Origin of the sequence: Allohahella sp. A8, assembly GCF_047946665.1 — a bacterium.
Taxonomy (GTDB): Bacteria; Pseudomonadota; Gammaproteobacteria; order Pseudomonadales; family Oleiphilaceae; genus Allohahella.
The window spans coordinates 4,117,386-4,142,619 of the sequence record NZ_CP172312.1; the positions used below are offsets into that span (position 1 = coordinate 4,117,386).

Consider the following 25,234-nt stretch of genomic DNA (forward strand, 5'->3'; position numbering starts at 1 on the left):
AAATGCTGTCTAGCGACTGATCCGCGGTGGATACCAATCACTATAGAATGCTACGAGGCACTATCAAAACGTATCGCTAAAACACCCTAAAAAACAACGATTTGACTTAGTATCTCTCGCGATATGGCACTTATGCCAGCTTATTTTGCGAGATTTCAGACATGTCATTCCGATCCCCTCTGCTTGCCGGCGCACTAGCCCTGGCCCTGCCTATGCTGGCGCAAACCGTATTCGCCGCCGCCTGTCCACAAAGTCCTATGGCGCCCTTTGTTAGCGCCCTCGATGTCGACAGTAAGTACGACTCCAGCGACTACTCTCGATCGACGCTTGGCACTGTCGATAAGCAATCGGTGGCAATACGCGACTATCTCGGTGATTACGCCGCCAGAATCGTATTCTTCGCGGACTATCACGATCAAAGAGCAGGCACATCAGCCGGTCGTGCTGGACTGGATTGCATGAACGTCTGGCTGGATCGATGGGCAGCAGCCGGTGCCATGCTGAGCGCAGAGGCTACACCGACTGGACAGGCGGTGAGAGTATGGACAATTGCGTCCATTGCTTCAGCTATCCTGAAGGTGCAGCGAAGGGAACCAGGCGCGTTCCAAATGAGCGAGCAGGCTGAACTGTGGCTTAAACGTCTCGGCGAACGCGTCATTGAGGACTATGAACCGCGTTTCACGACCAAAGACAGCAAGATGAACAATCACGATTATTGGGGCGCCTGGGCGGTAGCCTCGATAGACGCAGCAACTGGCTCCCGGTCAGGCGCATCGTACGCATACCGGGTATTTGAGCATGCCCTGCAGAATGCTGCCTGGGATGCCCGAACCGGCACCTATTACCTGCCTAACGAGGCAGGGCGCGGCAGCCTGGGGTTGCATTATATGCAGTTTGCGCTCACGCCGCTTGCCATGCTGGCGGAGTATCTGCCTTCACTGGGTTACACAATTCAGTATCGGCAGAGTCAGATCATGGACTCTCTTGCAACTTCGGCGCTTGAGGCCTTCCTGAATAAGTCGGCCTACAAACACCTGTTCACGACAACCCAGCAGCAACCGACGGCCAGCAGCTTCACATGGGCACGAGTCTACCGCAGCAATAATCCGACTCACGTCTCTGCTGCGAACATGATGAGCCGCTACGGTCGGTACCTGACAGAAAACAGTCGGATCGGCGGCGAGCTCACCAGAGTCTATCGCTGAGCGGCTAGTGCGACGGCAGGTACCGGCTGCTTTTTCGGGACGGCAACTACGGGCTGTTCAGCCGCCTTGAGAGAAGGCTCAGCGCTTGCTGTCGTGGGCTCAGACTGGACTCTGCCGTAGATGTCGTCGAGACGAATGATATCGTCCTCTCCAAGATACGAGCCGGATTGCACTTCCACGATCTCCAGGGGGATGATCCCCGGGTTGGTGAGACGATGTACCTCACCAACCGGTATGTAGGTCGACTCGTTTTCGCCCAGGAGAAATACCTCGTCCCCGCGAGTCACCTCTGCAGTACCACTGACCACGATCCAGTGCTCCGCCCGATGATGATGCTTTTGCAGAGAAAGACTGGCACCCGGCTTCACCTTGATGTTCTTGACCTGGAACCTCGAGCCCAGGTCGGTCGTTTGATAGCTCCCCCATGGTCGGAATACCTCTCGATGCACCACATGCTCGCTGCGTCTGGCCGCCTTGAGCTTGTCGACGATGGTCTTGACCTCCTGTACCGAGTCTCGATGCGCCACCAGTACCGCATCCTTTGTGTCTACAATGAACAGATCCTGTACCCCTACTGTCGCCACCAGACGATGGTCCGAGCGCACGTAGCACGCTGTCGAGCGATGGCTGACGACATCGCCGAGCAGCACATTATCGTCTGAATCCCGCGCCTCGGTATCCCACAGGCTGGACCAGCATCCAAGATCACTCCAGCCGGCGTTCATTGCAACCGCTGTCGCTGCGTCTGTCTTTTCCATGAGCGCGTAATCGATTGACTCATCCGGGCAGTCTCGAAACTGTTCGGGAGCCAGCAGCCGGCAGCCGTCTGATGACTGGCTGGCCTCGTAAGCAAGCTCGCAGCTTACGAACATCCTGGGATAATGAACGGCGAGTTCTTCGATATAGCGGCGGGCACTGAAAACGAACATGCCGCTATTCCAGAAATATTCACCACTTGCGAGATAGCTCATCGCAGTCTGCAGGTCTGGCTTCTCCACGAATTCGAGGACTACTTTGGCCTGATCCCCAACCGATGAGCCGGTCCTGATATAGCCGTAGCCAGTTTCAGGTGCCGTCGGTGTGATGCCGAACAGAACGAGGTCTCCTTGTGCCGCTCGGTCTCTTGCAGTAGCCAGGGCTCGGTGGTACTCAGGAATGTTGCCGATGAAATGGTCTGCAGGCAGAACGGCGATAATGTCATCCCGGCCGCTTGAGAGTACCTCAAGTGCGGCCATTGCTACTGCCGGTGCGGTGTTTCTGCCGAAGGGTTCAAGAATGATCTGTAACGGGTCGCAGTCAATGGCTTGCAGCTGTTCCTGGACGAGGAAACGATGTGCCTCATTGGTCACGATGATTGGCGATGAAAGACCGGCAGGTAAACGCTGAATAGTCTGCTGGAACATGGATTGCTCGCCCACAAGCGGCAGAAACTGCTTGGGGTAGCCCTGACGAGAAAGCGGCCAGAGCCTCGAACCGTTACCGCCTGAAAGTATTACTGGAATCATATCAGTTACTCCCTGTGGTGCTGTGCTGATGGTTTGATGTCAGCCGAATCTGAATCGCCAGATCGGGCGTCTTGCTTGCTTTCAAAATCTGGGTCTGCGTAGTTGCCAGGCGCCCACTTACGACAGGTTGAACTAGGGAGCGGGATCGAAATCGGTTGCCGCTCAGGCCGATATTGGCGTTACCAATAGTGCTGATGCTGGCTTCACCACTGTTGGCGAGCAGATTGTCCTGTAGCCAAACTGCTTCACCATCCGACAACTCGCTGAAGACAGCCTGGACGGCGTAGCGTTGATTGGCAGAAAAGGTATTGTTTCTGATCAACAGCGGGCCACTCATCTGAGCTCTCAAGCCTGACCGGGCGCTGTCGTGTATGGTGTTCGAGTCGAGCAGCAGCGGACCATCCATGATCGTCACCCCCTGAAAGGCGATGCCATCACCGCCGGCCGAAGCGAAGATACTGTTACTGACAAGCAGCGAACCAAGCGCGCCTTCAATTCTGAGGGCATCTCGATGAGTGAGACTAATGGCGCAATTCTGGATGCGAATCTGACCGCCCTCTCTGACCCTCATGCCAGCGTTATATTTCGTACGCTCGACCTTGCTGGCTTCCATTTGAAGATTCCCAGCGCTGAGATCGATGCCATAGCGAGCCGAGTCAGTGAAAGTGCTTCGATTGATGTAGATATCAGCCTGATCACCGCTCAAGCTGGTTTCCAGTTTGTCGAAAACGCTGTCGGCTACATGGAGACTGGCTGGGCCGCGCTTGCGAAGACTGGCATGGTGGCCAACAGTCAGTCCGCCGGAGAGGTAGGCGTCATAACCAAGCTGCCTGAGCTCAGCCTGTTCAAGTCGTGTGTGACTCCCGTTCCAGGCCAGTATGAAAGGGCGGAAACGGGAGCCCCCTTTGAGGTCCGGTTGCAGGGTCCTGACTTCGGCCTGCTTAATTGCCAGCTGGCCTGCATTCACAATGACCGCAGCAGCGTTGGCATCCAGCAAGAGCACTGCGTCTTCGATGGTCAATTCGGCGTTTTGCCCAATGATCAGAGGGTAATGCAGGCTATACACCGTGCGACCCGACTCATCAGGGCCGATCCGCTTGAGTATGGACGGGTTATTGAGCTTGCGTGTCAGTCCCGCAAGGCTGCTATTGCCCTTGTGCAGGGTCAGGGCACGAGGATGAGTCGGCTGATATCGACTGGCTATCCGCAGGAGCCCGTTGTGCACCAGTGACTCGAATAGCCAACTGCCAGCCTGAGCAGAAAACAAGGTATCCAGCGAGATTCGCGTGCCCGCATCCAGTGTGCGGAAGGGCTGCGATACCAGCGCAGGCACGTCTTCGCAACAGTCAGGCGGTAGGCCAGCGGCTGCCTCGAAATCTGCACGGGAAAGCTGCTTCACCTCAGGCATCGGCAAAGCGGTTGTGACAGCATGGACTTGCGTGGCGGCCATGATGAACATGATAAGGCCGAGCGATCTTGTCAGCGTTTTGAAATGACGGCCGGTTATCGTCATGACCGCGCATCCCGGGAAGCAGGCTTGGAGCTGGCCTTTGCGCCGGTTGGTGGAAGACCGAACCAGGCTTCGAGTTTGCCACCGACCTGGCTATAGCCATCGACGTCTCCATCGCGGTCTACGTACAAGGCCTTTGCGAGGATATGGTCTGGATGGTGTTTCAACCAGGGGATCAGCCATGCCAGCTTGTAATCGGGGACCGACTCCTGATCGACGCTGAGAACATCCGCCAGCTGTTCGGGGTCCAACACGCTCTGTGCAGCGAAGTTCACGAGCGCATCCAACTTGGACTGCGTCCCGGCACTTAGTTCGAAACCGTGCTCTGGCAATACGGTCGCCAGCATGACGAGGGGCACCAGTGCATAATGGGTGTAATTGGCGGCCAGATGCTGTCGACCAACTTCATTGGGCAGCCAAGCGTATTTTCCGGAATCCGACACTTCCAGTTGTCTGATCGCACGGCGGAACCTCGCATCCGCCCAAACCAGCTGCTCCTGCTTCTTGAATAGCACGCCGGTGGTAGCAACGGCCCAGGCAGCCCAGTAATCGTGATTGTTGAAGTAGCTGAAGTCAGGATCGAGCCGCTTGTCATAGTCAGCAATGACCTGGTCAGACATTGCTTGCAGCCACCGGTTTCTGACCGGGTCCTCCGGTAGGCGCTCTGGCATGGCCCGCTCCAGTTTGAGCAGAACCGAGCCAATGCTGGCCAGCGACCATTTCCTGACTGCGACACCGGTTTTGGTTGATTCGCTATGCAGCAGCGCATTCCCCGACGCCCAGGTATGCAGCCAACCGGAGAGGCAGATCAGCGCAGTTTCACCCTTGCCGGTGTCGGCGTTTTCTATGGCGTAGTCAGCAAAGCGGACCAAACCCTTATTGAACTCTCCAACCTGGGCCTGAATGGCATCGGACGTCTCAGAGCGCGCCCGCAGTGTCGATTTGCTGGCATCGCTCTGGTCGTATTTGCTCTCAATGAGCAGTGGTCCGGTCCAGGGGGCTGGGGCTGGTTTTGGGCAGTTGTCTATGTCCACAGGATCTGCGAATGGCGTACTGCACGCTGTGCCAACACCCAGGCTAAGTGCACCGAAGACTATCAGTTTCAATATCCGCATAGCTGGAACTCCACGCTGGCATCGCTCTCGAGCGGTTCACTCGGCTCGAAGAAAACAGACAGCAGATTGGCGCCTTTGACATTGGCATCTGTGCTGAGTTCGAGAAGGTAACGCCCACCCATCACGGCAGCGGAGCGGCGGAACCAGACCTTGTCTCTTACACCATTGTCGTAGTAAGTAATGAGGTAGAAGTCCCTGATGTCCGCATCGGAAAAATTAAGCTCCACGAAGCCCCGCTGCCCGGTGAAGTTGTGCTGCCGTCTGCCGGCGTTGGCGAAGAGTTCCACTCGTGTGCCTGCCGCCATCGCAGGGAGCGCCCGCGTAAGTGGTGGTACAAGCTTGCTGTTGAGGCGGCAGCCACCACTGATCGCGGGCAGCAACTCCCTGTACATCAGCGGATCTTCAAGGCGCCAGTTGGCGGGATGCTCCCAGATGATGAGCTTGGGTGCAGCCTCCGGATCGTAGTCTTCGGAAAGCAAATAGTTCAGCAGGGACCCATCCTGTCCGGCGCCCGGCAGCGCATAATTGAGGATGTCCACCGACAGGCCCGCCTTCAAAAAACCATCGAAATTGTAGTTCTTGAAGGCCTCGTCGCGAGAGGCGCTGTTGCTCGTACCGATCAGCACGACCTCTGGGTCGCCACTGTCGCCGAACAGGGCATCTGCGCCTTCGTCTGCAGGCACAGTCTGATACCCCTGCACGTACTGAAAACCATAGTTGTTGCCGCAGATCTGCCGAAGCGCTCGGTTCATGGTGCCGTCTTTCGCGATCTTGGTGATGGACTCGGTCACGAAGTGTTTCTCGGCTAGCGCTTCATATACCGGATGAGCGAGCAGGGCTTCAATGACGAGTTCGGCGGTCACTCTGGCGCCAAAGGGGGTCCAGTGATGATCCCGTCGAAAGAAATAGTCTTCAGCCAGCGCTTGGTCGAGGAGGCGAGTGACGTCAGGCACGATGGCGCCAGCCTCGCTCAACTGGGCGAGGAAATGAGTCAGACGATCGCGTGCCAGCATAGGGTCGAAACCGTAGCGCCTGTCTTCGCGTACCTTGTCAGCATGAAGCATGCCCCGCGTTGGCTGCACCACCATGGCGACTTCCGTACCGCGCGCTCTGAGCGCCGCGATTAAACGCCTGAACTGGGGCACCATGTTCTCTGGGATACCAAAGTCGTTACTCAGATCGAAGTCGGATCTGAACAGCCAGTTATCGTGACCAGGCGCGATCTGGCTCATGGCCTTCATGACGCCCTCGGCATAGTGGCTACTGTCGGTCAGGCCTTCGCACAAGAGACACTCGAGGTCTTCACACGGCTGTTCTGCCTGCAGTGCATCGGCTACGGCAAACCGGGGCAAAAGCAGGAGAGCAAGCAGTACGAGGATGGCTTGCAGACTCTGATACGAACTCACCATTCAGCGCTCCAGGACATCGTTCGATTCAACAGCTCAGGCTATTCCAGACTGGTAATGGCGTCAGCAACGACTATTGGCTTCAGCGACCCTGCGTGTGGATACACGACATAGCTGTAAGAGCGACCCTTCTTGAGAAAAGTTGGTTCAAAGGCAGCCGCTGCCGTACTGGCCGCCCAAGCTGTCAGACCAATTCTGACTTCGTTGATCTCGCGCTGACCGTTCGCCATTGGCGCAACATTGGCGACGACAGCATGCTTGCCATCGCCAGTCTTGAGGTCCAGAGGCTGTTCGCTCAGGTTGTAGAACGAAACCTGTGCCTTCTTGCGTCCCTGATAGTACTTGTCCTCTATTGGAGTCAGTTTTCCGTCTGCGAAGACCAGGGTCCAGGCACTATTCGTAGGGAAGGCCTGTACGAGACTTTCACCATTCACCTCGATGGTCTGGGTCTTGCCACCTGTGAAGAAGACATAATCACTCACCTGATAGGCGCCGACGGTTTGTACAGCGGTCTTGCCTTCGAATTTGACCGAAGCGGTCTTGTCCGCGAGATTGATGACGCGTGCGAAAGCCGAGTCTGCCGGAGCGGTTGCGTCATAGAGCGCCTCGTTGCCATCCTTGGCGGTGGCCAGAGCTCCGTTGAGGGCAAAGACGGTAAAAATGCAGATCTGTAGCCAGACGAGCGGCCTGAACGAATTGTGCGACATAGTGTTCACCTTTGATGATGGTCAGTTCAAAGCAGTTGATCGACGGTAGCTCGCCAACTGGCGTAGCTGTTTTCCTGAGAAAGCAGCGAGCGCACCGGGAACTCCCAGATGATTGTTTTCAGGTCCTTGTCTGCAGGGAGGCCTGCAGCGAAAAATTCTTCCATGGCCGCAACAGGGCCTTTGGCTTCGACGGCGACAGTGATGAGGTCAGAGCGGATGGCTTCCTTGACGAAGCCCGACAGGTTCCACTCGTCCATCTTGGTGTAGCTCGATCCGACAAGGGCCACCTCCACGGTTGATTCGCCGAAGAGGGCCGATTCATCCTCAACGCTTGTTGCTGCAATAGTCTGAAACCGGTCTATTCGCTCGATTTCGACGAGCTCGGGCGCCAGCCATTCGCTCATCTTGATGAAGTTCGTCAGATCGCCCTTGAACTCGGTACTACCCAAAGGCTCAGTCGTGAAACTGGTGGCGCCCACCAGATCGGGAAAGCTGACGGCCAGTGTCTGGGCGGCGAGTCTGGCGCCGTGTGAAGTCCAGTGTGTATCGCGCTTGAGATACAGCGGCGCTTCATTTTTATGGGCGAGGAAAGCCGGACGGACATCGGCGAACTCGATACCGCTTGCGGTCAGCCCTGTCAGAAACGCGCTGTGCAGTGCTGCCGCCTTGTCGTCGACGGCATACCGCGCATAGTCGCTATACACATCGACCTTCATGGGGACCGGAAGTACTACGAGCCGTTTGCCAGCTCGCTTCAGGACATCAGCAGCTTCTCTGACCGCCCGCAACTCGCGCTCCACGACGGCGTCCATGTTCTGGGGGAAGAGATGCTCCTGATTGGTGAATAGCCAGCCGTCTTTGCCAATGATTACGCCTGAAAGACCTTCATCGAAGGCCCAGTAACTCAAGTTCGACCAGGCTTCAATGGCGGCTTCCCTAACGAAGAATTCACTGTCGTAAGCTCTTTCGAATTTCCGTGACAGCTCGCCGCTCAGAAAGAGTGAGGCTGCATCCTTTTCCGTGGTGGCGAAACGCCAGAGCTGCGGCAGGGAGTACACCAGCATACCCGCCAGCATGACGATGAAAAGGACACCGTTAACCCTGCTTGCACTTTGCATGACTGGAAACATGGTCTTCTCCTAGAACTGGAAGTACAGGAATGGTGAGAAACTGCCTGCAGCGAGCTTGGTAATCGACAGGCCAAACGCCACCCACAGCAGTACTGCGTGCAGGCCGCCAACGTGCTGCATGAAATACTGCTCTGGCTTGAGATCATAGAAGCGGCGATTGATGACGCCGGCCACTATAATCCAGGCCACAGCAATGAATACAAAGGCGAAGCTGGTCGCTGAGGTGAGGTACAGATAGTTGTCGATATTGCCGATGCCATTCATGCCAAAGGCCCCAGCATAGATCTCGATCGACTTACCGAGATCGCCGGTGCTGAATAACGGCATGGCCATAACGACCATCCCGACAGCGAGCAGATTTCGGCTGAAGCGGTAGGGCGAATCGATGTTGGTGACCCAGTTATAGCGTCGCTCCACGAAAATGATCAGGCCGAAGTAGAGGCCGAAAAAGATGAACGAGAAGCTTGCGCCATGCCAGATACCTGACAGAAACATGGTAAGCAGTGAGGCCGCAGCCGCACCCATCCACCCGGTCTTGATCAGGGGAACAAAGACGTAATCACGCAGGAAGCCGGAGAGCGTCATGTGCCAGCGGCGCCAGAACTCGGTCATGCTCATGCAGAGAAAGGGCTGATTGAAGTTTTCCGAAAAGCGGAAGCCCATCATCATGCCGAGGCCGATGGCCATATCGCTATAACCGGAGAAGTCGAAGTAGAGCTGGAGTATGGATACGAGGCTCCCGAACCAGGCCTCTGCCATCGTGGGCTCATTGATGGCGAGGTAGTAGGCGCTGATTGGCGCGAGCGAGTCAGCGATGAGTACTTTCTTGGAAAAGCCGAGCATGAAGCGGCAGACCCCGAGCGAGAACAAGTCGAAGGAATGCACGCGTGCTCTGAGCTGACTGGCAATGACTTCGTAACGGAGAATTGGACCGGCGATGAGCTGGGGGAACAGTGATATGAAAGCGGCAAAGTCGACAAAGCGGTCGGTCGGGTCGGCATCCTTGCGGTAGATGTCCACAATGTAGCTGAGCGCCTGAAACACATAGAACGATATGCCCAGGGGCAGGATGATGTTTTCCATCACGAATGGATCGAGACCGAATTGCGCCATGGCAGAACCGATTGCTTCAGCACCAAAGTTGGCGTACTTGAAGTAGCCAAGCGTAAGCAGGTTGCCTACGACCCCAACCGTCAGCCAGCGGAAGGCGGCTTTGCGATCGCTGTCACGGAGTGCGTATATCCGCAGGCCGAAGAGATAGTTCCAGTACGTGATACCGACAAAGAGAAAGAGGAAATCTGGGCGCCACCAGGCGTAGAACATGTAACTACCCAGGACGATGACGTGAGATCGCCACGACGGCTTGACCAGGTAGTACAGCGCCAGAAACAGAGGCAGATAGAGAAAGACGAAAATATTCGATGTGAAAATCATTTCAACGCCATCCCTTTGTCAATATTGGACATCAAGTCCGATAGCCAGCAGTGAGTCCGTGCCATTACTGGCCAGGGCATTGCCGGGATTGAACACACTGGCCGTCATCAGCAGGCTGGTCGTCAGGTACTCCTCACGAATCGCCCTTGGGAACATCGTCCAGAAGTATCTGAGCTCAAGTATGTTGCCGATGGTCTTGCCATTCGCACCGGCATAGCGAGTATCGATGCTGGCCGTGACGTCGATTTCCCTATTGCGACGTTGAAGGCTGAACCACGACAGCTGGAACTGATTGCGTTCATCAAGCGCGGCTTGCGCGAGCGCGCCATAGAGCAGGAGATTTGACATGCGAATACCGAAGAAGCCGCCGGCCAGGCCGCTGTTGAAGTCGCTCATTCGAGCCGCTCGAGATGACTGCAGGTCGTTCTGGAAAAATCCTTCGAAGGCCTCGTCAGGCTTGTCGGTGAGCGCTGCTCGAATTGCGAATCTTGGACGCAATGGCAAATCGGGAAAACGCTGGCCGAGTTCTACAAAGGTCAGCCACCCCAGGGTGTCTACCGACGCTTCTGCGGCAGCCGGTTGGGCCAGCCTGGCTTCGCCACTAATGACTGCAGCGCCGAGGTAATAGTCGAAGAGCGTTCGGCCGAGACGCTGGCGATCGGCCATGAGCTCAGCGCCAAGTGTGATCCCGGTGAAATCTACCTGGTCGTTTGCTTCGCCCTCGGCAGAATAATCATCCTGGACTATGAGTCGAGTGCCGATCCAGTGATCGCTGGCGTATTGGTAACTGTAGTGGCCGAGCGCAAAGAGCAGATCGGCCTGATTGGGGGCGAGATCATTCTCCTCAGTGTTGTAGCGATACTGCTTCGAGCCCACCGTCAGTGAAGCTCTCATCAGGGTATCGTTAAGTTGCAGGCGGATGGACTCAAGACTGTCGTCCCACCAGAAGCCATAGTCTTCCGCAACCTGCTGGCGTCCTACTGATGCCGTCCACTCCGGCTGACCAAATACAAAATGTCTGGTGACCGCGAACTCGCGAAGTTCGGCATAAGCACCATCGGTGGTGACGTCCGAGCGATTTTCTTCGACGACAAAAGGTGCATCCGGATCCGATCGGTAGGTGAGCCAGGGTCTGATTCGGGCTGACCAGAGTGGCTTGTCCCGATCTGGCGAGGCCCACTCGATAAAGGCTTCGTAGCGAGCTGTGCCGGAGAAGCCGTCGAAACTTGGCACCGTGTCGTAGTCCGATAGTGCAGCATCGAGGGAGAGCTGGCTGTCGTAGTCCCACTCGCTAGCCTCCACTGGAATCGGTGCGATCACCGCGCTAACGATCAGACAAATCCCTGCAAGCGCGCGGAGGGTACACAGACTGAGAGACGTCGTTGAATAAGCGTTCATCTGAAGTTCTTCGATGGATAACGCTGCCTGAGCGCCAGCCGCAGCGAGTCAAGCTTGGCCAGAGCGGCCTCATCCAGCCTGGGCTTCAGTTCGGCAATGAATACGGCAGCTTTTGGCTCTCCAAGCTGAAGCGCAAATTCGGCGTACACGTAGGCCTTGGCGTGATCCAAACAGATCGATCGGCCCTGCCGGTAAATCTGCGCAATTTTCTGAAAAGCTGCGCCGTTGCCGCGTGCCGCGACAGTATCGTATTCACGAATGGCGGCATACTGGTCAACCTCATCCAGGCCACCCATGCTGTAAAGGTCGCCCATGCCGATCCAGGCATCATCGGAGCCCGCTGTCTTCAACTGCTCGAGTAGGTCACGCGCGCTTTCGGGGTCCAGCCTGTTCCATGCCAGTGTCGTCATCATGCTTGCCTTGAGCAGGTCTGCTCGCACTGGATGGGTTTGTCTGACCTGTTCAATCAGGGCGGCCGTGTCGTCATAGGTAAAGGCGTCGGGCAGGGCGAGCATGTACTCGATTCTGCTGATCAATGCCTCGCTCTCCCCCATTGCAATGGCCCGGTCCAGCCACTGCACCACCAGTGCATTGAAGCTTTCGTTCAGCGTCTGAAGTCGCTGACCGATGCCAGCGACGATTCGCGAAGGCAGGTCATCGGCCTCCGTTTCGAGGTCCGCCACAAAGGTTTCAAAGCGCGCCTTCAGATCCTCGCTTCTGCCAAGGAACTCAAAGTAGGCGCTCAGTCCTCTCAGGGACTGTCTGGCGGCGCGTTCATAAGCACGTTCCGCCTCTTCCACCAGCCCGCGACGATCTGCAATCAATCCGGCGTAATAGTCGCTCTGGCACTCTTCGAGACAGCCGCGAACATAGAGGTCGTAGAGTCGGTTTACCTGCTTTTCTGTGAAGGGAGCAGGGTAGGTGGCATAGACGTCGAGCGTATTGCGGACGCTCGCAAATGAGGCGTACCACGGGTATTGAGTCAAGGCGCTGGTGAACCAGCTGGCCTTCGTCTCGACCATCGCCGGTCGCTTCAGCAGCATTCTGGCGTAGTCTCCCAGCGCCTGTGACTGGCCGACGTGGAATGCCTGCTCATAGTGTCGTGCGGCGGTCTCCAAATCCTGCCAGGTATTGCGCCTGGAAAACTCTGCTGCCAGCATGATGTGGGCATCTGCAAGGCCGAACTCTGCCAATGCCTTCAGTTCACTCATGGCAGCTTTACCCTCGGCAGTCTCGGCACGAAGCAGGTCGGGGTCGTTGGCCAGTGCATCACGCAGTGCAGGCAGGCCTGCAGAGGCAGGCAAACCCAGCATCAACAGCATTGCCAACAGTACCAACCGTTGCGCAAAACCGAATGGACCCAGATCGCAAGTCACTACTGAAGCGCTCCATCCATAGCCGTAGCAAGTTTGTTCTTCGTCTCACTGAAGAAGTCGTACAGCGGAACCCCGGCCAGGATCCTGACGTCGACAGGTTGCAGGTATTCATCGGCCGATAGGGCTGGAACTGGTTGAATCCGCACCTTGACCGTGCCTTTCACCTGATCGACGTGCGTGCTGATCACTTCGCCATGCCTGAAATCTTCAGAATCGAACAATGACAGGCTGACACGGTCCACGTGCTGTAGCCGGGCCAGTTGATCGAAACCAAAGGTGGCCTCCACATACATCGGCTGATCCCGGGGAAGCAGATGAATGAGCGGCTGCTCCTTGTACGCGTATCGATCCATCGGTGCTTGTGGAAAGTAGACGAGACAGTCACATGGACTACTGATGGTCGTTTCGATGAAGGCCTTGCCGAGCAGCGTCTGCAGATTCTCGCCGGTCAGGTTGTTGAGTGCCTGCAGGTCATCAGCGGTGTTGAACGCGGTATCGAGCTGAGTCGATACGACGGCGAGCGGTTCGCCGAGTGTCACTTCCTTCGCCCCTGTGCCGATGAGAAAGTTCACCTGTCCGTTCGCTGGCATGCTGAGCACGTAAGCCGGGCTGTCGACATGAGCTGCAAGCGCATTAGTCTGGAAGAAATAGAGGAACAGCTTCCAGAACAGCACTGACAGGATGGTGAGACCGGCTGCGAGGTAAAGGCTGGTACCAACGATCGCTCGTAGTCGGTCACGCCAGACGCGGTTTAGTTCGACCTTCGTTTTTCGCTGTTTGATGTGGTTTTCCCGGTGCACCACATTGAATACACCGTCGATACTCACAATGTCACCAGACAGCCAGGAGGACAGCAGATATCTGAGCGTGTCGGCGCGTTGCCTGTCCAGATCCACGAAAGCAATTCGCAACAGTGATTTACTATGATCGATGACCTTGCCAGTGATCGCCAGATTCAGAGTGCAATGCTGAAGGTCGAGCGCCAAGGTGAGATCGACGAGAGCGCCAGGTATCAGCATTGGGGCAACCTTGGATGTCGCGTTGACGTCAGTGCCACCGCAGTCCAGAGCCATGCCGCCCACCGAGAGATCCAGCAGCTTGCAATCAAGTGTCTGCCCCTGGCTGGTCAGCCGCACGCTGGCAGGCAGTCTGGTTCTCACGTGCTGACGCTCGTCGATGGCCTCGTGTACCACGTTGAGTCGAGCCTCTGTCACTGGCTTAGCCATCTCTGCCACCTCATGTTGCCTGAATGGAAATATCGATCAGCAGGGCTACAGCACCTGCGAAAATTGAGAACGATGAAAACAGCATGGCTTTTGAGGATACCTTGTTGAGTCTTGCATCGAAGCTCACTGTAGATTTATTAAGCGTGGTCTTCTGCCGGGTCCAGCTCTGCTGGTCAAGATGGAACATCGAGTAGATCTTCATGGCCGAACCGACAATCTGGTTGTAATAGAGCATCAGCGGATAAACCGGATCGACGCTGTGTCCGGTGAACACGAACAGCAGTGCAACAATGGTGCGAGATATCGCAACCCAGAGCAGGTACACGAGCAGGAACTGTATCGAATACATGAGTCCCGCTGTCACGCTCACACTTAACCCCAGTAGGCAGGTCCACATCGACAGGCGCTGATCGTAGAGCACGTAAGTGGTGAACAGGCCAAGGCGTCTCAGACCCAAGGCACGCGTTGCGCGAAAATTCTGCCGCAATGAATTGCCATACCAGCGGTACATCAACTGGCGTGATGCTTCGAAGAAACTGTCGCTCGGCGGGTGTTCTATCGTGAGCGTCAGACTATCGGGTACATAAAATGTGTCCCAGCCCTGGCTCATGAGACTGAACCAGGAGGACTTGTCGTCACCTGTCAGGAACTGAAAGCGGCCCAACCGCCAATGTTCCAGAAAGTCAGCTTCCACATCTCTGATGAAGTCCGGGTGAGTGAGTACTGCCGCCCTGAAGAACGAGAGACGGCCGGTCATGGTCAGCACACGATGCGAGAGGGCCATGCTGCACATGTTGATATGACGCTGTGCGAAGCGCATCGAGTGCCACTGCTTCATGATCCTGCTGCCCTCGACCTCGCAGAATTCATTGGTGGTGAGGCCACCTACGTTCGGTAAGAGTGAAAAGCAGCTGACAGCTCTGATGATGCTGTCGTGTTCCAGGCGGGTATCACCATCCACCACACCAACTACAGCGTCAGCTGCCGGCATGCAACGTGACAGGGCTCTGAAAGCGTGGGCCAGGCCATCGCGTTTGCCAGTGCCACGCGCCCGAACGATCTTCAATGTCAGGTGATCATTGTCAGCTGCGATAGATCGAAAGATATCGATGATTAGTCGCTCATCGCCGCGTTCCACGATAGAGGCAATGATGGTGATTGGCCGTGGAATGTTCGCACACTCCATGAACACCGACCGATAGACATCGTGGGTGGTGTGAACAGGAATCCGAAAGCTGGTCACCACCATGTAGAACTCAGAGGGCAGCGCATCATCGCCAAGTGCATCTGTTCGACTGCGAAAGCGCGGGAACGTGATGTGCAGGAAAACCAGGGCCCTTACATAGTGGGTGATGGCATTGCCATAACGCCAGACGCCGATAGCGCCGAGCACAAAGATGAACTTGCCTGAATTCGAGTCGACGTAGGCCGGGTCGACCGCAGCGGCAAGCAGAAAAAGCGTGGCAAAGAGGCAGCCCCAGCCGAACAGCTGGACTGCCAGTGCACGCGATGTGGACGAGGCGCGGGGCGCGTTAGTAGCCATGTTACAGCCAGTCGGATCAGCGAGCTATTCAGCGCCTACCAACATATCCCAAGCTTCTGGCTGCAGCTGACCTTGGTCATGAAGCCGACGAGATCTATGATCTGCTTACTGACATCGACAGAATCTGCGATAGCCCGGAACTCTTCGCTGGCATTGCCCAGGACAATCACGTCCGATCCGTCAACAACTTCCTCGATGCTTTTCATGAGCATGTTCGAAACGTGCGGTATCCGCGTCTCGATATACTCCTTGTTGGCGCCATGGACTCGCGCATAGTCGACGTTCTTGTCGTAGATCTTGATGTCGTAGCCTTTGCCGAAGAGCATTTCAACCAGCTCTACTACGGGGCTTTCCCGCAGATCGTCGGTGCCCGCCTTGAAGCTGATCCCGAGTACGCCGATGCGTCGCTTGCCCGTGCCTTCGATGATGTTGAACCCGGAACTGATGTGCGAGCTGTTGCTCGGCAGCAGAGATTCCAGCAGCGGCAGCTTAAGGTCCTTGTTGCGTCCCAGATAGGTGAGGGCGCGCACGTCCTTCGGCAGACAGGAGCCACCAAACGCGAAGCCTGGACGCATGTAGTAGGGCGAAATATTCAGTTTCTTGTCCTGACAGACCACTGTCATGACTTCTCGGCCATCAACGCCGAGTTTCTTGGCCACACTGCCGATTTCGTTGGCGAAGGCAACCTTGGTGGCGTGCCAGGCGTTGCAGGTGTACTTGATCATTTCGGCAACAGGAATGGTTTTCCTGATGATGGGCGTGTCGAGGAAATCGTAAATGCTTTCCAGCACATCGCCGGAGCGCTGATCGAATTCGCCCAGAACCGTAATCTCGGGCTCGTAGAAATCTTCGATAGCCGTGCTTTCGCGGAGAAACTCCGGGTTCATTGCCAGCCCGAAGTCTACACCTGCTTTCTTGCCCGAACAGAGTTCAAGTATTGGCAGTACGAGGTCCAGGACCGTGCCGGGCAGTACAGTGCTGCGAATCACAACGAGATGGTAGTTCTCCTTCTCAGCGAGAACTTCCCCGATTTGCTGACATACGGCTTCGAGGTAATGCGTCGCAAGACTACCATTCGCATTGCTGGGGGTGCCGACACATACGAAGCTTACGGAGGTTTCCAGCACGGCGTTCCGGACGTCTGTAGAGGCTCTCAGGCGCCCATTGGTCACGCCTTCGGCTATCAGTTCACCCAGGCCGTGCTCCACTATGGGTGATCGCCCACTGTTGACGAGATCTATCTTGAGCTGACTGACGTCCACGCCGATGATTCGATGGCCGCTGTGTGCGAGACAGGCACTGCACACTGCGCCGACGTAACCCAAACCGAAAATACTGATATCCATATTCTTCCCCTTCGACTATTTGCGTGGCAGCAATCTCAAGATGTTGCTGCCGAGGTCAAGGCACTATTGACAAAGTGCGATGCATCCTCGCTGGCAGCATTTTTTTATCCTGTCTTGCGCAGGTTGCCGACTGCCAGAGGGGCTCACACTAGGAAAGCCTCGTTAACAATATGTTACAAATGACAAAATATCGACCGCTTTTGTAATTTTTATAAGGTTTTTTGTAACAAAGACAGTTTTAGCAAATATAGGGCCAGGTGTGGCTAAGCTTTTGGAATATTGAGGTTAAACAAGATTTTCGGGGCGGCTAAACTAGGCCAAATGGCTGGTTGGGGACGGTTTTCTGCACTGTTGCTGTGCCGGGCGCCGACCTTGCACCATTTCGGTTTTCAGGGGATGGCAGGTATTACATTGGTAGAAAGCGCTTCGAGCCAGGCATAAAAAAAGCGCCCCGTGGGGGCGCTTTTGTGTTCAGGGAAAGGGACCAGGCTGAGACCAGTCCCTGAAGTGACCGCTATTTAGACCAGCTTTTCACCAGCTCGTCATAGTTGACGGTAATCGGCTTGGGCTTCTCGTTGCTCAGCTTCTGTTTCGGAGCACCGTCCTGCTTCAACCAATGATCGGCGCTCTTTTCCTCATTCAGCTTTGGACCGAGCTCACCCTGGATACCAGCACGCTCGAGACGTGACAGTACTTTTTCCTGAGCTTCACACAGTGAATCCATGGCTGCCTGCGGGGTTTTGGCACCGGAGGACGCATCACCGATGTTCTGCCACCAGAGCTGAGCCAGCTTTGGATAGTCAGGGACGTTGGTGCCGGTTGGCGTCCACTGTACACGGGCAGGCGATCGATAGAATTCGACGAGTCCGCCCAGCTTCGGCGCACGTTCTGTGAAGCTTTCATCCTGAATGGTCGACTCCCGCACGAAGGTCAGACCGACATGCGATTTTTTCACATCCACCGTTTTCGAAGTGACGAACTGGGCGTAAAGCCAGGCCGCCTTGGCTCGCTCGATCGGTGTGGACTTCATCAGCGTCCATGAGCCGGCATCCTGATAGCCCAGCTTCATGCCTTCCTGCCAATAAGCGCCGCGAGGCGAGGGCGCCATACGCCACTTGGGCGAACCGTCCTCGTTCACTACCGGGATGCCGTCCTTGACCATGTCAGCCGTGAACGCGGTATACCAGAAAATCTGCTGGGCCACGTTGCCTTGCGCGGGCACAGGACCGGCTTCGCCGAACACCATGCCAGCCGCTTCAGGCGGTGCGTACTTGTTCAGCCAGTCGATGTACTTGGCGATGGAGTAGACCGCGGCCGGCGAGTTGGTCGCACCGCCTCTGGCCATACAGGAGCCTGTAGGCTGGCTCTTGTCATTAACGCGGATGCCCCACTCGTCGACGGGCAGGCCGTTAGGCAGACCCTTGTCGCCGGCACCGGCCATTGATAGCCAGGCATCGGTAAAACGCCAGCCAAGCGATGGATCCTTCTTGCCGTAGTCCATGTGTCCGTAGACTTTCTGGCCGTCGATCTCACGGCCGGTAAAGAACTCTGCAATATCTTCATAGGCAGACCAATTGACCGGAACACCGAGTTCATAGCCATACTTCTTCTTGAAGTCGGCCTTGTTCTTCTCGTCGTTGAACCAGTCATACCTGAACCAGTACAGGTTGGCGAACTGCTGGGTGGGCAGCTGATAAATCTTGTCATCCGGTGCCGTGGTGAACGAGATGCCAACGAAATCCTCGATATCCAGCGTGGGCGAGGTGACATCCTTGCCTTCACCTTTCATCCAGTCGGTGAGGTTACGCACCTGCTGATAACGCCAGTGCGTCCCAATCAGGTCTGAATCATTGACGTAGGCGTCGTAGATATTTTCGCCGGATTGCATCTGGGTCTGCAGTTTTTCGACGACGTCTCCTTCACCGATCAGGTCATGAGTCACCTTGATCCCGGTGATTTTGGTGAATGCATCGGCGAGAACTTTCGATTCATATTCGTGCGTGGCAATGGTTTCTGAAACGACTTTGATGTCCATACCCTTGAACGGTTTGGCGGCTTCGATGAACCACTGCATCTCTTTCTTCTGCTCTTCCTTGCTCAGAGAAGAAAGTTCACCAATCTCCTTGTTGAGGAAATTCTCGGCAGCCTTCATGTCTGCGATCGATGGCGTCGAGATCGCCATGCAGATGGCTGCCGGCAGCAGTGCACGCCTCAGCATGTACTTTGCCGGACTCGCTTTCGATTGTTTCTCATGTACTTCTATCATTGTTGTTATTCCTCTGACTTCCTCAGGAACGGAATGCCTGTGACATTCCAGGTTTGACTCTTTCAGTTCTACACAAAAACAAAGATCAGCACGGCAACGATGCCAGAAAGTCCGGTCGCCCACCAGAGATCAGCTGTAGTAGTTGCCAACCAGCCAAGATGCACGAAGGCGCTCGCCAGCAGGGAGAGGAACAGCCGGTCCCCCCGTGTAGTTTCGAATCGAAGTATGCCGACTCGTGGATTGCCGCCAGGGCTGAAGTATTCCCATACGCTCATGGCAATGATGAGCAGGAGAATAACACCAAAAAATGTGGCTGTGGGTTGCGTCCACGCCATCCAGGAGAGGTCAAACGCGTCCAAGAGCAAACCCCTTCGCTATGTAGTTGCGAACAAAATAAATGACAAGCGCGCCCGGAATGATGGTCAGAGCGCCGGCTGCTGCCAGCACACCCCAATCCAGTCCGGATGCACTCACGGTGCGGGTCATGACAGCTGCAATTGGCTTGGCCTCGGTAACGGTGAGGGTGCGGGCCAGCAACAGTTCAACCCAGGAGAACATGAAACAGAAGAAGGCCGCCACACCGATACCGGAGCCGATCAGCGGCGTGAAGATCTTCACGAAGAAGCGCGGAAACGAATAACCATCGATGTATGCGGTCTCGTCGATTTCCTTCGGTATGCCGGACATGAAGCCTTCCAGAATCCAGACTGCCAGGGGCACGTTGAACAGACAGTGTGCCAGTGCGACGGCAATGTGCGTGTCGATGAGTCCGAAGGCTGAGTACAGCTGGAAGAATGGCAGCGCGAATACGGCGGGCGGTGCCATGCGGTTGGTCAGCAGCCAGAAAAACAGATGCTTGTCACCCAGAAAGCGGTAGCGGGAAAACGCATAGGCTGCGGGCAGTGCGACGGCCACTGCAAGTATCGTGTTGAGGACCACATAGATGATCGAATTCACATACCCCATATACCACGACGGATCAGTCAGTATGTGCTTGTAGTTCGCCAGCGTCGGATTCTCTGGAAACAGCGTGAAACTGTAGAGAATTTCCTGATTGGTCTTGAAACTCATGTTGATAAGCCAGTAGATCGGCAACAACAGGAACACAATGTAGAGCGTTGGCACCAGCCAGCGCAGGGATACCTTCTTCATGCCTCGTCCCCCTTCGGTGGCTTTTCAGCGTCATAATTAGTCATGACGGTGTAGAACACCCATGACAGCAGCAGAATGATGAGGAAGTACACCAGTGACATCGCAGCAGCCGGACCCAGATCGAATTGCCCGATCGCCATCTTCACCAGATCGATCGACAGGAAGGTAGTGGAGTTGCCCGGCCCGCCGCCAGTGAGCACGAATGGCTCGGTGTAGATCATGAAGGAGTCCATGAAGCGCAGGAGCACGGCGATGAGCAGTACGCGATTCATTTTCGGCAATTGTATGTAGCGGAAGACCTTCCATCGCGACGCGCCGTCGATGCGTGCGGCCTGGTAGTACGCATCGGGAATCGAAGACAGGCCAGCGTAGCACAGCAGCACCACCAGGCTGGTCCAGTGCCAGACGTCCATGACCACGATGGTGATCCAGGCGTCGAGTGCGTTGGTGGCGTAGTTGTAGTCGATGCCGAGACTCGCAAGCGAGTATCCAAGCAACCCGATATCCGCTCGGCCGAACACCTGCCAGATGGTGCCCACCACGTTCCAGGGAATGAGCAGGGGCAGGGCCATGAGCACCAGGCAGATTGGCACCCCGATGCCCTTCTTGGGCATGCACAACGCAATCATGATGCCCAGCGGCACTTCAATGGCGAGAATGAGAAAGGAGAACCCCAAGTTGCGCATCAGCGCGTTATGGAAGCGCTCCGACTGCAGCACATCACTGAACCATTCGGTGCCTGCCCAGAAGAACTGGTTGCCACCAAAGGTGTCCTGCACGGAGTAATTGACGACGGTCATCAGCGGAATCACGGCGCTGAGGGCGACAAGAATGACGACCGGAATGACGAGAAACCAGGCTTTGTTGTTATAGGTTTGTTGCATCTTAGCTGCCCTGAGACCTGACAATGTGATTGTTCAGATAGACGCCGACTTTATCCGGGTTGAACAGGAAGTCGGCATCAGCTGGTAAGGACTGATCCTCCGGAACGAGGCTGTTGATAATGGCGCCACTCTCATCGCCCTGAAGCGTGCCCCTCACGATCCGGAAGCGACCGATATCCTCGACCTCCCTGATCTGTACTGGCAGGCCCTGACCACGCTCGACGACCTGAATGTATTCAGGTCGAATACCGAGCTCGACCTTGCCGCTTAGCGCCGGATATTGCTGCGTAAGTATCGTTTCGTGCTGGCCGAGCCTCGCGCGATTGCCTTCGATAGTCGTTGGCAGGATGTTCATGCCTGGCGAGCCGATGAAATAGCCGACAAAGGTGTGAGCGGGTTTTTCGAAGAGTTCTTCAGGCGTCCCTATCTGTACCACTTCGCCCTCGTACATTACGACTACCTTGTTGGCAAAGGTCAGCGCCTCGGTCTGGTCATGAGTCACGTAAATCATGGTGTGACCAAACTGGCTGTGCAGCTCACGCAGCTTGCTTCTGAGCTGCCATTTCAGATGAGGGTCGATTACGGTGAGCGGTTCATCGAACAGGATGGCATTGACATCGTAGCGCACCAGGCCGCGGCCCAGTGAGATCTTCTGTTTGTCATCCGCTGTAAGGTTGCGGGCTTTTCGATCCGCCTTGCCCTGCAGTTCCAGTATATCGAGCATCTTGTGCACGCGCGCGGCGATTTCGTTTTTAGCGAGGCCCCGGTTCACCAGTGGGAAGGCGAGATTTTCGCGCACCGTCATCGTGTCGTAGATGACCGGAAACTGAAAGACCTGCGCAATGTCACGTTGCTCCGGTGGGAGCCTGGTTACGTCCCGGTCGTTAAACAGGATCTGGCCGCGCGAGGGCACCAGAAGACCGGAGATAATGTTGAGCAGCGTTGTCTTGCCACAGCCGGAGGGGCCAAGGAGGGCATAGGCGCCACCGTCCTCCCACACGTGGTCGATCGACTTGAGTGCAAAGTCCTCCGGACCCTTAGGATCCGGATGATAACTATGAGCAAGATTATTGAGCGTAATGCTGGCCATTGGCTTAGTCCCGACTGCTGGGCTGGATGGAAGGCTGGACGGAGGGCTGCATAGAATGCTGGCGGCTCTCCAGGCCGGCGGCAACAAGCGCACCATCGAGGCTGAAGATCAGCAACTTACCGGTGGGGATGCGTAAGACCATTTCGGCGCCTGGCACCACGTGGACGATACCGTGCAGGAGGGCCACGAGATGCTGTCCTCGGTATTCGCAGTGAACGAAGCTTTCGGAGCCAGTGATTTCGAAGGTCTTGATCACGACGGGCAGCCTCAGGATATCCGGTTCATTACCCTGCCCAGGCGTCTCGAAAGCCGCATGATGTGGCCTGATGCCAAGGCGGTAATTGCCGTCCTGCAATGCTCCCGAGATCAGGCGGTCTGCCAGATTGGAAAGAGATGCTTCGCGTTCGCCGACGCTGACCGTTGAGCCATGTATCACGGCATCAAGAACATTGAGTGGCGGCTCTGAGAAAGTCTGCGCTGTTATGAGGTCAGCGGGGCGATTATACACATCCAGGGTTGGTCCGAACTGGGTCAAGCGGCCCTTGCTCAGCGTGGCTGTGTTGCCGCCGAGCAGTAGAGCTTCCATCGGTTCGGTCGTCGCATAGACGAACACAGCCCCAGAAGCTGCAAACATACGCGGGAGCTCGACCCTGAGCTCCTCACGGAGCTTGAAATCGAGATTGGCTAACGGCTCGTCGAGCAATACGAGATCCGCATCCTTGACCAGTGCACGAGCAAGAGCGGTACGTTGTTGCTGCCCACCCGAAAGTTCTTCCGGCTTGCGGTTGAGCATTGGCTTGAGCTGAAGAAGTTCCGCGGCCTGCTCAACGCGTCTGCTGATTTCCTTGGCATCCACACCGGCAATTCGTAGTGGCGACGCAATGTTGTCGAATACGCTCAGGCTGGGATAGTTGATAAACTGTTGATAGACCATCGCGACCTTACGCTTCTGGACCGGTACGCCAAGGACGGATTTACCGTCCATGCGGATATCACCAGATGTCGGCCGATCGAGGCCTGCCATGAGCCGCATAAGGCTGGTCTTGCCAGCGAGGGTCGGTCCGAGGAGTACATTGAGACTGCCGCGTTCCAGTGACATGCTGACATCGCGAATGTGATCTACGCGGTCAACAGTCTTGCACACCGAGTGCAGTTCGAGCATAAGCTTCTCCGCAGGATGACGGACCTACACCGCCACCAATATTATTGTTATTGCCAATGATCCAGGACCATTGCTACCGGACGGCCTGATCGCTCATGAAGCGCTCGAGTTCGTCGCACTGAATTCCGGTTATCGAAAGTCCCAGCTTACTGCGCCGCCAGAGCACATCATCGGCAACGCGCGCCCATTCATGTTTCATGAGGTAGCTCACCTCAGCCGCCGCCAGCGTGGTGCCGGATGCTTCATCGCCACCAAATTGCTGACCAAGATCTTCTACGCTGGCCGCGTTACCCAACAGGGTCGCGACCCTGGTGCCGTAAGCCCGTACAAGCCGCCGGCACAATGGCTCGCTGAGAAAAGGATATCTCGACATTGTGAGCCTGACCTGTTCCTCATACCCCGTCGCAGGAAAATCACCACCAGGTAACACTGCATCGTGGGTCCAGGCTGGCCCCTTGCTACCGAGTACTTTCTCGATATTTTCGAGAGCTTCTTCGGCTAGACGACGATACGTGGTCAGTTTCCCACCAAAAATGTTCAAAAGTCGAGCTTCTTTTGTATTAATTTTTTCTTTTTTGTTCGTATTCTTTCCATTTGTAGCAGATTTCACTGGTGCAAGTCGAATGACGTAGTCTCGGGTGGCCTCCTGGGCCTTCGACGCACCATCATCGAACAAGGGTCTGACACCGGAGTAGGTCCACACGATCTGATCCTGGGTGACCGGCTTCTCAAAGTATTCCGAGGCGGCCCTGCAAAGATAATCGATTTCCTCCTGACTGATCTTCACTTCACCGAGGTCGCCCTCGTAGTCCCTGTCAGTCGTGCCTATCAGGGTAAAGTCATTCTCGTAGGGAATCGCAAAGATAATCCGGTCGTCAGCGTTCTGGAAGATGTAGGCGCGGTCGTGATTGAAAAGCTTCTTCACCACGATATGGCTGCCCTGAACCAGTCGAACCTGCTGACGTCGACCCGGCGACTGCACGTTGAGCACTCGATCGACCCACGGCCCCGCAGCATTTACTATCATCCTGGCGGTCACTGTACGCGGGCCCGGCATGTCTTTTTCCTGCAGCTGTATGTGCCACAGTCCCTCGTTCTGTTCCAGGCCGACGCATCGGGTGCGGGTCATTATTTTTGCACCGCGGTCTGCGGCATCACGTGCATTCAGCACAACCAATCTGGCATCGTTGACCCAGCAATCGGAGTATTCGAACGCGCGGCGGAACTGCTTCTTGAGCGGCTTGCCGACCTCGTTGCTATCGAGCAGAAGACTTCGTGTCGCCGGCAGTTCATCGCGACCGCCGATATGATCGTAGAGGAACAGGCCGACGCGAAGTAGCCAGGCGGGTCGGAGGCCTTCGTGGTGGGGAAGAATGAAGCGAAGCGGCCAGATGATATGAGGTGCTGAGCGCCATAGTAACTCACGCTCCTTGAGTGCCTCGCGAACCAGACGGAATTCGAAGAATTCCAGATATCTGAGGCCGCCGTGAATCAGCTTCGTAGACCATGATGAGGTGCCGCTGGCAAGATCATTCATCTCGCACAGACCGACCGCGTACCCACGGCCCGCAGCATCTCTGGCGATCCCGCAGCCATTGATGCCGCCTCCAATCACAAAAACGTCATAGTCGGGATTCATTGGCTCTCCACTCTCTGTATCAGATCCGCAGGCTCATCCACAGACCAGGCGTCGAGCGTAATCACCCTGACTCTTCCTTCCCCCCCACCTGATTATCGTTCGTGGAGATTGCTGTGACTGCGCTACTACTGGTCCTAGGT

General features: G+C 55.9%; 20 protein-coding genes. 1 reads left to right on the top strand and 19 read right to left on the bottom strand.

What is annotated here, in order from left to right:
- Positions 1 to 161: 161 nt before the first annotated feature.
- Positions 162 to 1,205 (top strand): alginate lyase family protein, encoded by a 1,044-nt coding sequence (locus tag ACH3PB_RS18465; RefSeq protein WP_416396918.1) that lies wholly within the window; start codon positions 162 to 164, stop codon positions 1,203 to 1,205.
- On the opposite strand, the gene ACH3PB_RS18470 is transcribed toward ACH3PB_RS18465, so the two are convergent.
- From ACH3PB_RS18470 to glpD, 19 genes are all read right to left on the bottom strand, one after another.
- Positions 1,196 to 2,710, bottom strand: a complete 1,515-nt coding sequence (locus ACH3PB_RS18470; RefSeq protein WP_416396919.1) for a mannose-1-phosphate guanylyltransferase/mannose-6-phosphate isomerase — start codon at positions 2,708 to 2,710, stop codon at positions 1,196 to 1,198. The genes ACH3PB_RS18465 and ACH3PB_RS18470 overlap by 10 nt on opposite strands.
- Before the next feature lies 1 nt (position 2,711).
- A complete protein-coding gene (locus ACH3PB_RS18475) occupies positions 2,712 to 4,223 on the bottom strand; it encodes a right-handed parallel beta-helix repeat-containing protein (protein ID WP_416396920.1) in 1,512 nt (503 codons plus the stop codon).
- Positions 4,220 to 5,335: an alginate lyase family protein gene (locus ACH3PB_RS18480; protein WP_416396921.1), complete on the bottom strand. Its 1,116-nt coding sequence runs from the start codon at positions 5,333 to 5,335 to the stop codon at positions 4,220 to 4,222. The genes ACH3PB_RS18475 and ACH3PB_RS18480 overlap by 4 nt, the downstream gene beginning before the upstream one ends.
- The gene (locus ACH3PB_RS18485) at positions 5,323 to 6,744 is read right to left on the bottom strand and encodes an alginate O-acetyltransferase AlgX-related protein (RefSeq protein WP_416396922.1); all 1,422 of its coding nucleotides are present in this window, start codon (positions 6,742 to 6,744) and stop codon (positions 5,323 to 5,325) included. The genes ACH3PB_RS18480 and ACH3PB_RS18485 overlap by 13 nt, the downstream gene beginning before the upstream one ends.
- Positions 6,745 to 6,782: 38 nt before the next feature.
- Entirely contained in the window at positions 6,783 to 7,448 is a 666-nt protein-coding gene (locus ACH3PB_RS18490) for an alginate O-acetyltransferase AlgF (RefSeq protein ID WP_416396923.1), read from the bottom strand.
- A gap of 26 nt (positions 7,449 to 7,474) precedes the next feature.
- Positions 7,475 to 8,578 (bottom strand): alginate O-acetyltransferase AlgX-related protein, encoded by a 1,104-nt coding sequence (locus tag ACH3PB_RS18495; RefSeq protein WP_416396924.1) that lies wholly within the window; start codon positions 8,576 to 8,578, stop codon positions 7,475 to 7,477.
- Positions 8,579 to 8,587: 9 nt separating this feature from the next.
- The gene (locus ACH3PB_RS18500) at positions 8,588 to 10,012 is read right to left on the bottom strand and encodes an MBOAT family O-acyltransferase (RefSeq protein ID WP_416396926.1); all 1,425 of its coding nucleotides are present in this window, start codon (positions 10,010 to 10,012) and stop codon (positions 8,588 to 8,590) included.
- A gap of 18 nt (positions 10,013 to 10,030) precedes the next feature.
- Complete coding sequence (locus ACH3PB_RS18505; protein WP_416396928.1) at positions 10,031 to 11,410, bottom strand: hypothetical protein; 1,380 nt, start codon at positions 11,408 to 11,410, stop codon at positions 10,031 to 10,033.
- Positions 11,407 to 12,786: a hypothetical protein gene (locus tag ACH3PB_RS18510; protein WP_416396929.1), complete on the bottom strand. Its 1,380-nt coding sequence runs from the start codon at positions 12,784 to 12,786 to the stop codon at positions 11,407 to 11,409. Before ACH3PB_RS18510 ends, ACH3PB_RS18505 begins: the two co-directional genes overlap by 4 nt.
- Positions 12,786 to 14,012, bottom strand: a complete 1,227-nt coding sequence (locus tag ACH3PB_RS18515; protein WP_416396930.1) for a PilZ domain-containing protein — start codon at positions 14,010 to 14,012, stop codon at positions 12,786 to 12,788. Before ACH3PB_RS18515 ends, ACH3PB_RS18510 begins: the two co-directional genes overlap by 1 nt.
- A gap of 10 nt (positions 14,013 to 14,022) precedes the next feature.
- Positions 14,023 to 15,555 (bottom strand): glycosyltransferase family 2 protein, encoded by a 1,533-nt coding sequence (locus ACH3PB_RS18520; protein WP_416396931.1) that lies wholly within the window; start codon positions 15,553 to 15,555, stop codon positions 14,023 to 14,025.
- 35 nt (positions 15,556 to 15,590) lie between these two features.
- Positions 15,591 to 16,901, bottom strand: coding sequence for a nucleotide sugar dehydrogenase (locus ACH3PB_RS18525; RefSeq protein WP_416396932.1), 1,311 nt, complete (start codon positions 16,899 to 16,901; stop codon positions 15,591 to 15,593).
- Between the two features lie 514 nt (positions 16,902 to 17,415).
- On the bottom strand, positions 17,416 to 19,167 hold the full coding sequence (locus ACH3PB_RS18530; protein WP_416396933.1) for an ABC transporter substrate-binding protein: 1,752 nt from the start codon (positions 19,165 to 19,167) through the stop codon (positions 17,416 to 17,418).
- A 68-nt stretch (positions 19,168 to 19,235) separates the two neighbouring features.
- Positions 19,236 to 19,526, bottom strand: coding sequence for a DUF2160 domain-containing protein (locus tag ACH3PB_RS18535; RefSeq protein WP_416396934.1), 291 nt, complete (start codon positions 19,524 to 19,526; stop codon positions 19,236 to 19,238).
- Positions 19,513 to 20,319: a carbohydrate ABC transporter permease gene (locus tag ACH3PB_RS18540; protein WP_416396935.1), complete on the bottom strand. Its 807-nt coding sequence runs from the start codon at positions 20,317 to 20,319 to the stop codon at positions 19,513 to 19,515. Before ACH3PB_RS18540 ends, ACH3PB_RS18535 begins: the two co-directional genes overlap by 14 nt.
- A complete protein-coding gene (locus ACH3PB_RS18545; protein WP_416396936.1) occupies positions 20,316 to 21,203 on the bottom strand; it encodes a carbohydrate ABC transporter permease in 888 nt (295 codons plus the stop codon). Before ACH3PB_RS18545 ends, ACH3PB_RS18540 begins: the two co-directional genes overlap by 4 nt.
- Before the next feature lies 1 nt (position 21,204).
- A complete protein-coding gene (locus tag ACH3PB_RS18550; RefSeq protein WP_416396937.1) occupies positions 21,205 to 22,293 on the bottom strand; it encodes an ABC transporter ATP-binding protein in 1,089 nt (362 codons plus the stop codon).
- 4 nt (positions 22,294 to 22,297) lie between these two features.
- Positions 22,298 to 23,455: an ABC transporter ATP-binding protein gene (locus tag ACH3PB_RS18555; protein WP_416396938.1), complete on the bottom strand. Its 1,158-nt coding sequence runs from the start codon at positions 23,453 to 23,455 to the stop codon at positions 22,298 to 22,300.
- A gap of 73 nt (positions 23,456 to 23,528) precedes the next feature.
- Complete coding sequence (gene glpD, locus ACH3PB_RS18560; RefSeq protein ID WP_416396939.1) at positions 23,529 to 25,094, bottom strand: glycerol-3-phosphate dehydrogenase; 1,566 nt, start codon at positions 25,092 to 25,094, stop codon at positions 23,529 to 23,531.
- Positions 25,095 to 25,234 lie beyond the last annotated feature (140 nt).